Genomic DNA, 15,523 nt, shown 5'->3' with positions numbered 1-15,523 from the left:
CAGGAGGGGCCCGGCACCGTCGTTCTGCGCGCGTGAGTGGTCCCGCAACGGCGAGGGGGGATTGGTCCTGTTGCCGCCGGCCGGGCCGCACCAGGGTGGGGTCATGAGCCTCGCCTTCCTGCTGACCACCCTGATCGTCGTCGCCACGCCCGGCACCGGTGTCGTCCACACCCTCGCCGCGGCGCTCTCCCGGGGCCGCCGCGCCGGTGTCGTCGCGGCCGTCGGCTGCACCCTCGGGATCGTGCCGCACCTGCTGGCCACGGTGACCGGTGCGGCCGCCCTGCTGCATGCCAGTGCGACCGCCTTCCAGGTGCTGAAGTACGCCGGGGTCGCCTACCTGCTCCACATGGCCTGGGCCACCCTGCGCGACAAGGACGCCCTCGGGGCCGGGGAGCAGCAGGGCGCGCCGCCCTCCGCGCGGCAGGGGGTCGTGCTGGGCGTGCTGATCAACCTCCTCAACCCGAAGCTGACGGTCTTCTTCTTCGCGTTCCTGCCGCAGTTCGTGACCCCGGGGCAGCCGCACGCGGTGGCGCGGATGGCCGGGCTGGGCGGGGTGTTCATGCTGGCCACCTTCCTGGTGTTCGCCGGCTACGGGCTGCTGGCCGCGTCGGTGCGCGGCCGGGTGCTGGGCCGGCCGCGGGTGATGGCGTGGCTGCGCCGGGGTTTCGCCGGGTCGTTCGTGGCGCTGGGCGCGAAGCTGGCGGTCACCACCCGGTGATCCGGCGCAGGTGGCTGACAAGTATTGAATGACAGATATTGAAATCTGTCAGCTGTCATGTCATCGTGGAGGGCATGACGATGCGAACCCGATCCCTCGGCACCACCGGCCCCCAGGTCTCCGCCCTCGGTCTCGGCTGCATGGGCATGTCCGCCCTGTACGGCGAGGCGGACCGGGCCGAGTCCGTCGCGACGATCCACGCGGCGCTCGAAGCGGGCGTCACCCTGCTCGACACCGGCGACTTCTACGGCATGGGCCACAACGAGCTGCTGATCGGCGAGGCCCTGCGCGCGGCCCCCGCCGCCCGGCGCGAACAGGCCCTGGTCAGCGTCAAGTTCGGCGCCCTGCGCGGCCCGGACGGCAGCTGGTCGGGCTACGACGGCCGGCCCGCGGCCGTGAAGAACTTCGCCGCCTACTCGCTGCAGCGGCTCGGCGTCGACCACATCGACGTCTACCGCATCGCCCGGCTCGACCCGGACGTGCCGGTCGAGGAGACGGTCGGCGCGATCGCGGAACTGGTCGAGGCCGGCTACGTACGGCACATCGGCCTGAGCGAGGTCGGCGCCGCCACCGTCCGCCGGGCCGCCGCCACCGCCCCGATCTCCGACCTCCAGATCGAGTACTCCCTCATCTCCCGGGGCATCGAGGCCGAGATCCTGCCCACCACCCGCGAGCTGGGCATCGGCGTCACCGCCTACGGGGTGCTCTCCCGCGGCCTGATCTCCGGCCACTTCACGGCCGACCGGCAGCTCGGTGCCGGTGACTTCCGGGCGATGTCCCCGCGCTTCCAGGGCGACAACCTCACGCACAACCTCGCACTCGTCGAGGCGCTGCGGAAGATCGCCGAGCAGAAGGGCGTCACCGTGGCGCAGATCGCCATCGCCTGGGTGCTCAGCCGCGGCGAGGACATCGTGCCGCTGGTCGGCGCCCGTCGCCGCGACCGGCTCACCGAGGCGCTCGGCGCCCTGGACGTGACCCTGGACGCGGCCGACCTCGCCGCGATCGAACAGGCCGTGCCCGCCGGGGCCGCCGCGGGCGACCGCTACCCGGCGGCGCAGATGGCGCACCTCGAGGCGTGAACCGGGCTCCGGGTACGGTCAGGGCATGGCACCGACCAGCGAGACACTGACCGCCGAGCGCATCCTCGAGGCCACCGAGGAGGTGCTGCGCCGCCACGGACCGGCCAAGGCCACCGTGGTGGACGTGGCCCGCGCGCTCGGCGTCAGCCACGGCAGCGTCTACCGGCACTTCCGCACGAAGGCCGCGCTGCGCGAGGCGGTCACCAAGCGCTGGCTGGACCGCACCTCCGGCGAACTGTCCGGGATCGCCGCCGGCGACGGCCCCCCGGAGGCCCGGCTGCGCGACTGGCTCACCGCGCTGTTCGCCGCCAAGCGCCGCAAGGCGGGCGCCGATCCGGAGCTGTTCGCCACGTACACGGTGCTCACGGGCGAGAACGGCACGGCGGTGAGCGAGCACATCGACGACCTGACCGCCCAGTTGACCCGCATCGTCCAAGACGGCGTGCGGACCGGCGACTTCACCGCCGTCGACCCGGAGGCCACCGCCCGCGCGGTCTTCCAGGCCACGGGCCGCTTCCACGACCCCTGTCACGCCCGTGCGTGGGAGGAACCGGGGGCGGAGGCGGACTTCACGGCGGTCGTCGACGTGCTGGTGCGCGGGCTCAGGGCCTGACGGCGGCCGTCCGCGCGAGCCGGTCCCGCCGTGGCGCGGTCGGGTCCACCGTCGCCTGATGGGCCTGGGTCAGGTGTTCCTCCGCGGTCAGCCAGGGCAGGAACGGGGCTCCTCTGCGCCAACCGCAGGTGCCGCACGCGAGCGTGCGCCGCCCACCGGTACGCCACACCCGCACCACGTGTTCGCGGCCGTGCTGGTCCCAGCGGCGGACCTTGCTCGTGTCGTTGTGCGCCATGACGCCTCCCGCGTTCCCGGATCCGGCCGGTTCCTCCCCGCCCGCCACCGGCGGTGTGCGACGGGACCGACATCAACGGGATTACCCCGGGATCGCGTTGTCAGGCCGGGAGCGAGCCGTCGCGCGAGCAGAAGGTGCGCGGCGCCCCCCAGGTGCCCGAGCGGCTCGGCCGGCGTCGGGGCGGGGGACGTCGTCCTCCGGGCCGACGCGGTCCGGCAGTTCGCCGGAGGCCGCCCGCGCGCGGGGACGCGGCGTGGGGCGCGCCCGGCGGGCAGCGGGGCTGAGCCGGCGTCAGGCCCGTTCCGCCGTCACCGCCGCGTCCCGGACCTCCGGCGACGACAGTCGCCCGGCCGTGCGCTCGGCGGTCCCCCGCGCCCAGCGCCCACTGGTGACGGCCCCGAGCGCCAGCACCGCGAACCCGCACGCCGCGAGGATCCACCAGCCCGGCCGCGCGGCGGACACGAACGCCGCCCGGTACGAGGACGCGCCCACGCCGGACGCGAGCACCGCCCCCACCACCGCGACCCCCAGCGTCTGCCCGAGCTGCCGGCTCGTCGAGGCGACCGCCGCCGCCACGCCCGCCTGGGCACGCGGCATGCCGGAGACCGCCGTGTTGGTGATCGGCGCGTTGACGAAGCCGAAGCCGACGCCGAACAGGACGTAGCCGAGGAAGAGCGTGACGTTCGACGTCTCGGCCTCGAACGCGGCGAAGAGGACACCGCTCGCCGTCATCGCCACCCCCGCGATCACCAGGGGCAGCCGGGGTCCGCGCGTGCCGACCAGCCGGCCGGACAGCGGGGCGCACAGGAACGTGGGCACCGCCATGGGCAGCATCCACAGCCCCGCCTCCAGGGCACCCAGCCCCCGCACGTTCTGCAGGTACAGCGTCGACAGGAACAGGAAGCCGCCGAGCGCCGCGAACGCGCTGACGGCGATGACCGTCGCCCCGCTGAACGGAGCCGAGCGGAAGAAGCGCAGGTCGATCAGGGGCTCGGCGCGGCGCGGTTCGTACCGCAGCAGGGCCGCCAGGGCCGCGGCGGCCAGGACCACGAACGGGGCCAGGGAGGCGAAGGACGTGCTCGGGGCCTCGATGATCGCGTACGTCAGCGAACCGAACAGCGCGATCACCAGCACCTGCCCGACCGGGTCCGGGCGGCGGGCCCGGGGCGCGCGGGACTCCGGGACGAAGCGCAGGGTGAGCAGCAGGGCGGCCAGGCCGACCGGCAGGTTGATCCAGAAGATCGAGCGCCAGCCCACCGACTCCACCAGCAGACCCCCGACCAGTGGGCCGGCGGCCATGGAGATGCCGACGACGGCTCCCCAGGCGCCGATCGCCCGGGCCCGCTCGCGCGGGTCGGTGAAGGTGTTGGTGATGATCGACATGGCGACCGGGTTCAGCATCGAGCCGCCCACCGCCTGCATCATCCGGAAGACGACCAGTGCCTGGAGGTTCGGCGCGAGGGAGCACAGGACCGAGCCGAGGGTGAAGACGACCAGACCCGCCATGAACACGCGCTTGCGGCCGATCCGGTCGGCGGTGGAGCCCGCGAGCATCAGCAGCGAGGCCAGGACCAGCGTGTAGGCGTCGATCGTCCACTGCAACCCCGACGTACTGGCGTGCAGGTCCTGTTGCATGGACGGCAGGGCCACGTTCAGGACCGTGTTGTCCAGGCTCACGATCAGCAGGCTCATGCAGCAGATCGCGAGCACCAGCATGCGGCGGCGGGGACTGGGTTCGGGCATGGGTTCCATCGTACGCCGATGTCGATAGTGTGGCTAACTAATGAATTTTGCCAGGTCATTGCACGGCACAATGGAGGCATGTCCACGCCCCTGCAGATCGGCCCGCACACCGTCCAGCCGCCCGTCGTCCTGGCCCCCATGGCCGGGATCACCAACGCGCCCTTCCGCACCCTGTGCAGGGAGTTCAGCGGCGGCAAGGGACTGTTCGTCAGCGAGATGATCACCACCAGGGCGCTGGTCGAGCGCAACGAGAAGACCATGCAGCTCATCCACTTCGACGCCAGTGAGCGGCCCCGGTCGATCCAGCTCTACGGTGTGGACCCGGTCACCGTCGGCAAGGCCGTCCGCATGATCGCCGAGGAGGACCTCGCCGACCACATCGACCTCAACTTCGGCTGCCCGGTGCCGAAGGTCACCCGCAAGGGCGGCGGCTCCGCGCTGCCGTACAAGCGGAACCTGCTGCGGGCGATCCTGCGCGAGGCCGTCAGCGGCGCCGGCGAGCTGCCCGTGACGATGAAGATGCGCAAGGGCATCGACGACGACCACATCACCTACCTCGACGCCGGCCGGATCGCCGTCGAGGAGGGCGTCACGGCCATCGCGCTGCACGGCCGCACCGCCGCCCAGCACTACGGCGGCACCGCCGACTGGGAGGCCATCGCCCGGCTCAAGGAGCACGTCCCGGAGATCCCGGTGCTCGGCAACGGCGACATCTGGTCGGCCGGGGACGCCCTGCGGATGGTGCGCGAGACCGGCTGCGACGGAGTCGTGGTGGGCCGCGGCTGCCTGGGACGGCCCTGGCTCTTCGCCGACCTGGTCGCCGCCTTCGAGGGCCGCACCGAGGACATCGCCCGCCCCACCCTGCGCGAGGTCGCCGACGTCATGGTCCGGCACGCCACCCTGCTCGGCGAGTGGATCGGCGACGAGTCCCGCGGCGTGATCGACTTCCGCAAGCACGTCGCCTGGTACCTCAAGGGCTTCGCGGTCGGCTCCGAGATGCGGGGGCGCCTGGCGATCACCTCGTCCCTGGAGGAGCTGCGCGCCGGCCTCGACGAGCTGGACCTCGACCAGCCCTGGCCGGCCGGCGCCGACGGGCCCCGCGGCCGTACGTCCGGCAACAACCGGGTGGTGCTGCCGGACGGCTGGCTCAAGGACCCCTACGACTGCGCCGGGGTCGGCGTGGACGCCGAACTCGACACCTCCGGCGGCTGATCAGCCCTTCGAGGGGTGCGGCGTCGAGCCGTAGGCCTTCAGGAAGCGGTCGCGGAAGGAGTCCATCCGCCACACCGGCGCGTCGGAGGCGGGCCTGAGGCCCTCCGTCCAGTTCCAGCCGTCGATCTTCTCCAGGACTTCCGGGTCCTTGGCGACCAGGGACACCGGCACGTCCCGGGAGGCGCGGGGGCCGCTGACCCGGGCGATGGGCTGGTGGTCGCCGAGGAAGACCAGGACGGTGTCGCCGGTGCCGTAGCGCCGAAGCCACTGGGTCAGGCTGGTGACCGAGTACCGGATCGACTTCCCGTACTCCTCGCGGGACTTCGTGGTGTCGGTGAGGACGTCCGAGGCCTTGTTCCCGGCTTTGTGGATCGCGTCGAAGACCGAGCCGTCGCCGAGGTCGTCCCAGCCGACCATCCTCGGGATCGGGGCCCAGGGCTGGTGACTGGAGGTCAGGATGACGAACGACATCAGCGGCTTGTCGCGCTTCTTGCCGTGCACCCGGCGCTGGAACGCCTCCAGCGCGTACTGGTCGGGCATGGTCGACCAGCTGAACTTCGGCCCCCGGTAGCCCAGGTCCCGGGAGTCGTAGAGCTTGTCGAGGCCGTACCACTCCTCCTCCGGCCAGCCCTTCTGCACACCCGGCATGACGCCGACCGTGTCCCAGGCGCCGGTCTTGCGGAACGCCTTGGTGAGGGTCAGGTGGTCGCCCGCGGTGACCGTGCGGTAGCGCCGCTGGTTGTCGATCCACAGGCCGGACATGGTCGTGGAGTGGCCGAGCCAGCTGCTGCCGCCGAAGGTCGCCGAGGTCAGCCAGCCGCTGCGGGCGTGGAACCCGGCCTCGGCCAGCTCCTCGGTGGCGGTGTCCAGGGTCCGTCCGACGCCGGGGGCCGTGACCGGGTCCTCCAGCGCGCTGCGGCCGTAGCTCTCGATGAACGTGAAGATCACGTCCTTGCCGCGCAGGTCGGGCAGGAGCTGGCCGGGCGGGGTCGCGCCGAAGCTGTCCGCCTTCGCCTGCTGTTCGAACGCCGCCTCGTCCCGCAGCGAGTCCACCGTGCGCTGGGCGTGCACCCTGAGGGCGCCGGCCGCCCGTTCGGAGGCGATCGGCCCGCCGAACAGCGTGAGCCCGAGGGCGGAGCAGGTGACCCAGACGGTGCCGGCGGCCACCACGCCCCGGGTCGCCCGGACCCGGTGGCGGGCCAGCGTCTCCGCGAGCCGGACCGTGGCCGCGACCAGGACGGCGGCGAGCAGCAGGATCAGCACCACCGCGCCGGCGGCGGCCGCGGTCGCCACGGTGCCGCCCAGCGTGTCCGCCACGTACGCCTGGGCGTCGGGCAGCAGGTCCCAGTCGAGCGCGGCGTTGAAGCCCCGGCCCAGGTACTCGTTGAAGCCCATGTCGAGCAGGTTCACGGCCGTCAGCACGGTGAGGCCGAGCCCGTAGAGCACCGCGGCGGCCAGCCGGGGCCGGCGGGGCAGCACCAGCACCACGACGGCGCCGATGACCGCCTCCGCCGGGACGCGGGCGAAGCTGCGCGGCGCGAGCGCGGGGAGCGTGCCGGGCAGCAGCAGGGCGCCGAGGACCAGGGCGGCCGCGAGGGCGGTGGTGGTCAGGCGCAGGGCGCGGGCGGCGCGGGGGTGACGGGTGCGCCAGGCGCGCAGGTGCGCGAGCCGGGACGCGGGGGCGGCGGCGCCCGCCTCCGCCGTGCGGAGGTCCTCGACGAGGGGCTGCGCCGACGGCGACTGACGCAGGCGTGTGAAGACAGGCACCCGGAGGTCCTTCCCGTACGAAACCCGGCGAAGTGGCGGACCCGCGTGGGGGGACGGGTCCGCCTCCGTTCCGTACGGGGCGCCCGGCGGGTGCGTTCAGCCCGCCGGGCCGACGCTCGGCAAACACCCGGCAAACGAACGCCCAACCCGCCGCTCAGGCGCCGCCGACCGCCGTGAGCAGCGCCAACGGGGCCGCCGCCGACCGGGACTCGCGCACACAGGCGTGCGGGTAGGGCACCGGTTCCGGATGCGTGTCGCGGCCGTACCCGGCGAGCACCTCCGGCAGCCGGTGCCCGGTCACGGCCGCCGCGTCCACCAGGCCGTGGGCGACCGCGCGGGCCTCGTCGTGCAGTCCGTAGCGGGCCAGGCCCAGGGCGATCAGCGCGTTGTCGTGCGGCCAGACCGAACCCCGGTGGTACGACAGCGGGTGGTACGCCGGCTGCCCGGCGGCCAGCGTGCGCACGCCCCAGCCGGAGAAGAAGTCCGGCCGCAGCAGGCGCCGCCCGACCTGTTCGCCGTACTCCTTGTCCAGCAGGCCCGACCACAGCAGGTGCCCGGCGTCGGAGGCGAGCGCGTCGACACGGTCGCCGCGGCCGTCGAGCGCGAGCGCCGGGAAGGAGTGCTCCGGCATCCAGAAGTCCCGCTGGAACCGGTCGCGCAGATCGGCGGCCGCCTGCTCCAGCAGGTCCCCGTAGGTCCCGTCCTGCCAGACCGTGCGCGCCAGCCACGCCGTGCGGCGCAGCGCGTCGTAGGCGTAGCCCTGGGCGCCCGCCGCCGTGACCGGGCCGTGCGGGCGGGTGCCGTCGGCGGAGCAGATGGCGCCGGGGGAGTCCTTCCAGTTCTGGTTGGCGAGGCCGCCCCGGTCGGCGCGGTAGACGAGGTAGCCGCGTGAGGTGAGGCCGCCGTGGTCGAGCATCCAGCCGACGGCGGCCCGGGCGTGGGGTTCGAGGCGGCGGGCCAGGGCCGTCTCGCCGGTGTGCTCGGTGTACGCGCCGAGCAGGACCAGGAACAGCGGGGTGGCGTCGACCGAGCCGTAGTAGCGGCGGTAGGGGACCTGGCCGAAGTGGGCCAGTTCGCCGTGCCGTACCTCGTGCACGATCTTCCCCGGCTGGGCGACCTCGTCGGCACCGGTCCGGGTGGCCTGGGTCGCGGCCAGCGCGGGCAGGGTCGCGGCGGCCAGGCCGGGCCGGTAGGGCAGGGCGAACAGGGAGGTCAGCAGGGCGTCCCGGCCCAGCAGGGTGAGGAACCAGGGGGCACCGGCGGCCGGGACGCGCAGCTCCTCGCCGTCCGGGCCGGTGGCCGGGACCTGGAGTGCGGCCAGGTCCGCCAGGCCCCGCGCGCAGGCCGCGGCCAGCTCCGGCCAGCCGCTCGGGAACGCCACCCCCGCCATGAACGCGCCCTCGCGGGCGATGAGGTGCCGCTGGACGGCGGCGGGGGAGCGGGGCACGCGCAGGGCGCGCCGGTCGCCGTGCGGGCGGGCGATGACCCGCAGGACCAGCTCGGCGGTGCCGTGCGGGGCGAGATCCACCGTCCACACCAGGCGGCGGGCGCCGGTGCCGGTCTCCTCCACGGCGTCCGGCCGGGGCTCGGCCGTCACGCTGGTCACCGAGCGCCACTCGCCGCGCCGGTAGACGAACTCCACGCCGTGGCCGAGGACCTGGCGGGAGCGGACGGCACCGGCCTTGGTGTAGGTGCGGTGGTCCGGGCGCAGCTCGAACTGGTCGGTGAAGTCGGCGTCGGCCGTGACCGCCAGGCGCACCGTCGTCGGCACCGGGCGGTTGCTGGTGACGCGCAGCGACTCCACGAACGAGGCGTCCCCGACGGCCTGTTCGCGAAAGAGCGTGTACGCGGGCGGTTCGTCGCGCCCGCCGCGCGGCACGAGCACGCAGCGCGCGGTGTCCCCGTCGGCCACCGGGGTCAGCGTCTCCGGCACGGCGCCGTCGACGGTGAGCTGCCACCGGCTCAGGTGCCGCGCGTCCCGTACGAACAGGCCGTCCGGGGCGCTGCCGCCCCGATAGCCGCTGATGTCACCGCGGTCGCCCACGGCGGCGAACGTCTGGCCGTGCACGAGCAGATGATGCCGGTCCGTCATCCCCGGTCCCCTCCCTTGATCGCCGTGAGGCCGTTGTGGTCCGCTGCGCGCCGGTCGTGCAGCAGGTCCAGGGTGAGCGCGGCGGTCCAGCCGAAGCCGGTGGCGCCGCAGGCCCGTCCCGTGTACGGGTCGACGTACTCCGCGAAACCGGAGGCGCCGGCGGTGTGCAGGATGCCCCGGCGCAGCGCGTCGGCCCGGCCGCGCTCGCCGTGCAGCCGCAGCCCGCGCTCCAGCAGCCAGTTGGTGTTGAACCAGGCCGGGCCGCGCCAGTAGCGGTGCGGGTCGAAGGCCTCGTCGAGCAGGTCGTGGCTCGGCACCAGGCGGGTCGTGGAGCCCAGGCCGAAGTGCGGGCCGTGCACCGTGCGCACCAGGGCGGCCACCAGGTCGCGCGGCAGGTCGGGCAGCAGCAGCGGGATCAGCCCGGAGACCCCACGCGCGGGGATCGGCTCCCCGGCGCGCACGTCCCGGCACAGGAACATCCCGGCGGCCGGCTCCCACAACCGCTCCACCAGCGCCGCCGTCAGCCGCGCGGCACGGGCGGCCGGCTCCCGGGCGGGTGCGCCCAGCTCGCCGGCGATCCGGGCCAGGGCGTACTCGGAGGCGATCAGCAGTGCGTTGAAGGCGGGGTCCTCCACGGCGAACGCGCCCCGGCCGTCGGCGTATCGGCCGTCCCGGTAGTCGGCCGCCAGTCGCACGTAGCGCCCGTAGTCCAGGTCCGTCGGCCGGTCCTCGGGCGCGCCGTGGGCGAGGTCGGCGCGGCGGAAGGAGCGGGCCGGGGCCGGAGCGACCCGGGACAGCGGACGGTCCCAGCAGGGGCTGTTGTCCATACCCTGTTCCCAGGGGTGCACGACGGACACCAGGCCGCCGCCGCCCAGGTCGCGCCGGTGCAGCAGGTACCGGTGCCAGGCGGCGAGCCGGGGGTGGGCCCGGCGCAGGAAGCCGCGCGCCCTGGACAGGCCCGGGTCGGCGAGGTGCACCAGCCACACGGCCAGCGCGTGGACCGGTGGCTGCACGAGGCCGGAGGTCTGTACGGTGCGCGGGGCGCCGGCGGTGCGCCCGGCGGCCGACGAGCGCCAGAAGTCGGGGCTCGGGAAGTACGCGCCCAGCGGGACGGAGGGGTTGAAGACGATGTGCGGGATCCGCCCGTCGCCCCACTGCGCCGCGAGCAGCGTCTCCAGCTCCGTCTGGGCCCGTAACGGCGACAGGTGCCGCAGGCCGATCGCGATGAACGCCGAGTCCCACGACCACTGGTGCGGATACAGGCCGCGCGAGGGCACGGTGGACCGGCCCGTCCAGTTGCCCTCCAGCACCTGTGCCGCTGCGGCCGGCAAGGAGGGCGGCGCGGCGTCCGGGCCGTGCGCGGACCCGCGCCCCGCGGGACGCGTGGCGAGCCGGGCGGTGCGCTCCACTCGGGGCTCTCCCACAGCCGTACTCCTGACCAGGATCGACAGGGCTACCGTAGAGTTACGTCTATTTAACACGCAAAACCCAATATGTATTGCAGAGTTGGGAAACACAAGGGGGTGCGCATGACGGGACGTGGCCAGGCCAGCGCCGGCGATCTGCTCGAACTGGTGCGCAGCCGCCGCGCCACGACCCGGGGCGCGCTGCAGCAGGCGACCGGACTGTCCCGGGCGACCGTCGGGCAGCGCCTCGACCGGCTGTTCCGCGCGGGCTGGCTGCGCGAGGGAGCGGGGGGGCCGGTGGACTCCCCGCTGGGCGGACGGCCCTCCATCACACTGGAGTTCGACGACGAGCACGCGGTGGTGCTGGCCGCCGACCTCGACACCCGGCACGCCCGGGCGGCCGTGCTGTCGCTGAGCGGCGAGATCCTCGCCGAGCACTCGGGCACCCTGGTCGTCGAGGACGGCCCGGACGTGGTGCTCGGCGAACTGGGGCGCTGGTTCGCCGAGTTGCTGGAGAAGGCCGGGCAGGGGGCGCAGGCGGTGTGCGGGGTCGGGCTCGCGGTGCCCGGGCCGGTCGACAGCGAGACCGGCCGCGTCGTCCAGCCGCCGATCATGCCCGGCTGGGACGGCTACGACATCAGGGGCCGCACGGCCCGCGCCCTGACCGAGCACACGGGCGCGGACCCGGTTCCGGTCCTGGTGGACAACGACGCCAACCTCATGGCGTACGGCGAGCAGCGCACCGGCTATCCCGACTGCTCCGCGCTGGTGCTGGTCAAGGTCTCCACCGGCATCGGCGCCGGGGTCGTGGTCGACGGCTCGGTGTTCCGCGGCGTGGACGGCGGGGCCGGGGACATCGGGCACATCCGGGTGCCCGAGGGCGCCCGGGCGCTGTGCCGCTGCGGCTCCTACGGCTGTCTGGCCGCCGTCGCGAGCGGCGGCGCGGTCGCGCGGCGGCTCGCGGAGGCCGGGGTGCCGGCCGCCTCCGGCTCGGACGTGCGCGACCTGCTGGCCGCGGGGCATCCGGAGGCGATCGGGCTCGCCCGGGAGGCCGGACGGCGCGTCGGGGACGTCCTCGCGACCGTCGTGACCCTGCTCAATCCGGGCGTACTGATGATCGCCGGAGATCTGGCCGGAACCCCCTTCCTGACGGGCGTGCGCGAGCTGCTCTACCAGCGGGCGCTGCCCCGCTCCACCGCCCGCCTCGACGTCGTCACCGCGCGGCTGGGCGAGCGGGCCGGGCTGGTGGGGGCCGGTGCGATGGTCGTGGAGCACCTCTACGCGCCCGAGCGGGTCGAGGAGCGGCTGCGCGCGCTCGGCGTGTGACGGGCGGGTTCCGGTCCCGTGACGCGTCCGCATGGTGAAATCCGGTCGGCTGTGGCAGCGTGATTCTCGCCACCCTTGATAAGGGTTCCGCTCAGATGAGCGGATCTTGAGCGGCTGCACTTCTCCAAGGGGTGGCACTGAGTGCCACCCTTTGATCGTTCATCGAGCGAAATCAAATGTGCGGAAACTCCGCTCACATGAGCGCTCGACGGGGTTCGAGGAGGTTCTTGCGTTCAAGAGGTGAAAACATGCGGCTGTGATCGCTTGCCGAGCCTTGACTTTCGATCCGCTGGCGGACGAGTGGTTACAGGCGCATGACGCGCGAGTGGACCTCCCCAGACGCCTTTGATCTGGGTATGTTCCTCGCCGTCAGGGCAGCCACCGCGTCCTCGAGGAGTCGAGACCCGTGTCGGAAAACAAAGATCCCCACGTAGCTGAGCACGGTAAGAGTGTTGAGGGCGTGAAGTTCGTTTACGACTTCACCGAGGGCAACAAGGACCTCAAGGACCTCCTCGGTGGCAAGGGTGCGAACCTCGCCGAGATGACGAACCTGGGCCTTCCGGTCCCGCCCGGCTTCACCATCACCACCGAGGCCTGCAAGGTCTACCTGGACAGCGGCGAGGAGCCGGCGGCACTGCGTGACGAGGTGAGTGCGCACCTCGAGGCGCTGGAGGCCCGCATGGGCAAGAAGCTCGGCCAGGCCGACGACCCGCTGCTGGTGTCGGTGCGGTCGGGCGCCAAGTTCTCCATGCCCGGCATGATGGACACCGTCCTCAACATCGGACTCTCCGACAAGTCCGTGCAGGGCCTGGCCGCGCAGGCCGGCGACGAGCGCTTCGCGTGGGACTCCTACCGCCGCCTGATCCAGATGTTCGGCAAGACCGTCCTGGGCGTGGACGGCGAGCTGTTCGAGGACGCGCTGGAGGCGGCGAAGGCGGCCAAGAAGGTCACGGTCGACACCGAGCTGGAGGCCGCCGACCTCAAGAAGCTCGTCACCAAGTTCAAGAAGATCGTCAAGACCGAGGCCGGCCGGGACTTCCCGCAGGACCCGCGCGAGCAGATGGACCTCGCCATCAAGGCCGTCTTCGACTCCTGGAACGGCGACCGGGCCAAGCTCTACCGCCGCCAGGAGCGCATCCCGCACGACCTGGGCACGGCCGTCAACGTCTGCTCCATGGTCTTCGGCAACCTCGGCCCCGACTCCGGCACCGGCGTCGCCTTCACCCGCGACCCCGCCTCCGGCCACCAGGGCGTCTACGGCGACTACCTGCAGAACGCGCAGGGCGAGGACGTCGTCGCCGGCATCCGCAACACCGTGCCGCTCGCCGAGCTGGAGCGCATCGACAAGAAGTCGTACGACCAGCTCATGCAGATCATGGAGACCCTGGAGAACCACTACAAGGATCTCTGCGACATCGAGTTCACCATCGAGCGCGGCGTGCTGTGGATGCTGCAGACCCGCGTCGGCAAGCGCACCGCGGGCGCGGCCTTCCGCATCGCCACCCAGCTGGTGGACCAGGGCCTGATCGACGAGGCCGAGGCGCTCACCCGTGTCACCGGCGCCCAGCTGGCCCAGCTGATGTTCCCGCGCTTCGACGAGAGCGCGAAGGTCGCGACGGTCGGCCGTGGCATCGCCGCCTCCCCGGGCGCGGCCGTCGGCAAGGCCGTCTTCGACTCCTACACGGCCGTCAAGTGGTCCCGCTCCGGCGAGAAGGTCATCCTGATCCGCCGCGAGACCAACCCCGACGACCTGGACGGCATGATCGCCGCCGAGGGCATCCTGACCTCCCGGGGCGGCAAGACCTCCCACGCGGCCGTCGTCGCCCGCGGCATGGGCAAGACCTGTGTCTGCGGCGCCGAGGAGCTGGAGGTCGACACCAAGCGCCGCCGGATGACCGTCCCCGGCGGGCACGTCGTCGAGGAGGGCGACGTCGTCTCCATCGACGGCTCCACCGGCAAGGTCTACCTCGGCGAGGTCCCGGTCGTGCCGTCGCCGGTCGTGGAGTACTTCGAGGGCCGGATGCACCCCGGCGCCGACGACGCCGACGAGCTGGTCGAGGCCGTGCACCGCATGATGGCCTTCGCCGACCGCAAGCGCCGGCTGCGCGTGCGCGCCAACGCCGACAACGCCGAGGACGCGCTGCGCGCCCGCCGCTTCGGCGCCCAGGGCATCGGCCTGTGCCGCACCGAGCACATGTTCCTCGGCGACCGGCGCGAGCTGGTGGAGCGGCTGATCCTGGCCGACACGGACGCCGAGCGCGAGGAGTCCCTCAAGCAGCTGCTGCCGCTGCAGAAGCAGGACTTCGTGCAGCTCTTCGAGTCGATGGACGGCCTGCCGGTCACCGTCCGCCTGCTCGACCCGCCGCTGCACGAGTTCCTGCCGGACATCACCGAGCTGTCCGTGCGTGTGGCGCTGGCCGAGTCCCGCCAGGAGCCGCACGAGAACGAGCTGCGCCTGCTGCAGGCCGTGCACCGGCTGCACGAGCAGAACCCGATGCTCGGTCTGCGCGGTGTGCGCCTCGGCCTGGTCATCCCCGGCCTGTTCACCATGCAGGTCCGCGCGATCACCGAGGCCGCGGCCGAGCGCAAGGCCGCCAAGGGCGACCCGCGCGCCGAGATCATGATCCCGCTCGTCGGCACGGTCCAGGAGCTGGAGATCGTCCGCGAGGAGGCCGACGCGGTCATCGCCGAGGTCGAGGCCGCCTCGGGCGCGCAGCTGAACCTGTCCATCGGCACGATGATCGAGCTGCCGCGCGCCGCGCTGACCGCCGGCCAGATCGCCGAGGCCGCGCAGTTCTTCTCCTTCGGCACCAACGACCTCACCCAGACGGTGTGGGGCTTCTCCCGGGACGACGTGGAGGCGAGTTTCTTCACCGCCTACCTGGAGAAGGGCATCTTCGGTGTCTCCCCGTTCGAGACGATCGACAAGGACGGCGTCGGCTCCCTGGTGAAGCTGGCCGCCGAGGCTGGCCGCGCGACCCGGCCCGACCTCAAGCTCGGCGTCTGCGGCGAGCACGGCGGTGACCCGGAGTCGGTCCACTTCTTCCACGAGGTCGGGCTCGACTACGTCTCCTGCTCCCCGTTCCGCATCCCGGTCGCCCGCCTGGAGGCGGGCCGGGCGGCCGTCCAGTCCCAGGGCAGCGACCACCGCTAGCCGGGACCACCTGCCCGGAGCCGCCGACGGTCCCCGACCCTCACCGATCGCGGCGGTTCCGGTCCACGAAGGGAGCGGGCCCCTCCTGTGCGGAGGCGGGGCCCGCTCCCGCGTTCCGTTCCGGTGGGGCGGGTGCGCCGCAGCTCCGGCGGGAGCGGGGCATCGCCGGGCGCGGCCG

At 73.2% G+C, this 15,523-nt stretch carries 11 protein-coding genes; 6 read left to right on the top strand and 5 right to left on the bottom strand.

From position 1 onward, the window contains the following. The first annotated feature begins 103 nt into the window (after positions 1–103). The 3 genes from ACIGAN_RS31025 (at position 104) to ACIGAN_RS31015 (ending at position 2,410) form a co-directional block, all read left to right on the top strand. Complete coding sequence (locus ACIGAN_RS31025; RefSeq protein WP_399862532.1) at positions 104–718, top strand: LysE family translocator; 615 nt, start codon at positions 104–106, stop codon at positions 716–718. Between the two features lie 74 nt (positions 719–792). After that, complete coding sequence (locus ACIGAN_RS31020) at positions 793–1,797, top strand: aldo/keto reductase (protein ID WP_399862530.1); 1,005 nt, start codon at positions 793–795, stop codon at positions 1,795–1,797. A gap of 25 nt (positions 1,798–1,822) precedes the next feature. After that, positions 1,823–2,410 carry a TetR family transcriptional regulator gene (locus ACIGAN_RS31015; protein WP_399862528.1) on the top strand — a complete coding sequence of 196 codons (588 nt, stop codon included), beginning with the start codon at positions 1,823–1,825 and terminating at the stop codon, positions 2,408–2,410. On the opposite strand, the gene ACIGAN_RS31010 is transcribed toward ACIGAN_RS31015, so the two are convergent. Then, the gene (locus tag ACIGAN_RS31010) at positions 2,400–2,645 is read right to left on the bottom strand and encodes a hypothetical protein (RefSeq protein WP_399862526.1); all 246 of its coding nucleotides are present in this window, start codon (positions 2,643–2,645) and stop codon (positions 2,400–2,402) included. The genes ACIGAN_RS31015 and ACIGAN_RS31010 overlap by 11 nt on opposite strands. 291 nt (positions 2,646–2,936) lie before the next feature. Beyond that, complete coding sequence (locus ACIGAN_RS31005) at positions 2,937–4,388, bottom strand: MFS transporter (RefSeq protein ID WP_399862524.1); 1,452 nt, start codon at positions 4,386–4,388, stop codon at positions 2,937–2,939. A 78-nt stretch (positions 4,389–4,466) separates the two neighbouring features. Here ACIGAN_RS31005 and dusB point away from each other — a divergent pair, with 78 nt between their 5' ends. Next, positions 4,467–5,600, top strand: coding sequence for a tRNA dihydrouridine synthase DusB (gene dusB / locus ACIGAN_RS31000; RefSeq protein ID WP_365087995.1), 1,134 nt, complete (start codon positions 4,467–4,469; stop codon positions 5,598–5,600). Here the strand turns inward: dusB and ACIGAN_RS30995 are convergent, their stop codons facing one another. The 3 genes from ACIGAN_RS30995 to ACIGAN_RS30985 form a co-directional block, all read right to left on the bottom strand. Next, positions 5,601–7,367, bottom strand: coding sequence for a CDP-alcohol phosphatidyltransferase (locus tag ACIGAN_RS30995; RefSeq protein ID WP_399862521.1), 1,767 nt, complete (start codon positions 7,365–7,367; stop codon positions 5,601–5,603). A 154-nt stretch (positions 7,368–7,521) separates the two neighbouring features. Then, complete coding sequence (locus tag ACIGAN_RS30990) at positions 7,522–9,459, bottom strand: amylo-alpha-1,6-glucosidase (RefSeq protein ID WP_399862519.1); 1,938 nt, start codon at positions 9,457–9,459, stop codon at positions 7,522–7,524. Further along, on the bottom strand, positions 9,456–10,868 hold the full coding sequence (locus ACIGAN_RS30985) for an MGH1-like glycoside hydrolase domain-containing protein (protein WP_399862613.1): 1,413 nt from the start codon (positions 10,866–10,868) through the stop codon (positions 9,456–9,458). The genes ACIGAN_RS30990 and ACIGAN_RS30985 overlap by 4 nt, the downstream gene beginning before the upstream one ends. Before the next feature lie 120 nt (positions 10,869–10,988). Here ACIGAN_RS30985 and ACIGAN_RS30980 point away from each other — a divergent pair, with 120 nt between their 5' ends. Beyond that, positions 10,989–12,191: an ROK family protein gene (locus tag ACIGAN_RS30980; RefSeq protein ID WP_399862517.1), complete on the top strand. Its 1,203-nt coding sequence runs from the start codon at positions 10,989–10,991 to the stop codon at positions 12,189–12,191. 406 nt (positions 12,192–12,597) lie between these two features. After that, positions 12,598–15,345 carry a pyruvate, phosphate dikinase gene (gene ppdK, locus ACIGAN_RS30975; RefSeq protein ID WP_399862515.1) on the top strand — a complete coding sequence of 916 codons (2,748 nt, stop codon included), beginning with the start codon at positions 12,598–12,600 and terminating at the stop codon, positions 15,343–15,345. Positions 15,346–15,523: the final 178 nt, after the last annotated feature.

The sequence above is a fragment of the Streptomyces sp. NPDC085931 genome (assembly GCF_044540565.1).
Taxonomy (GTDB): Bacteria; Actinomycetota; Actinomycetes; order Streptomycetales; family Streptomycetaceae; genus Streptomyces.
The sequence above is the reverse complement of the archived record's forward strand: the minus strand, read 5'-3'. Positions and strand labels throughout refer to the sequence as shown.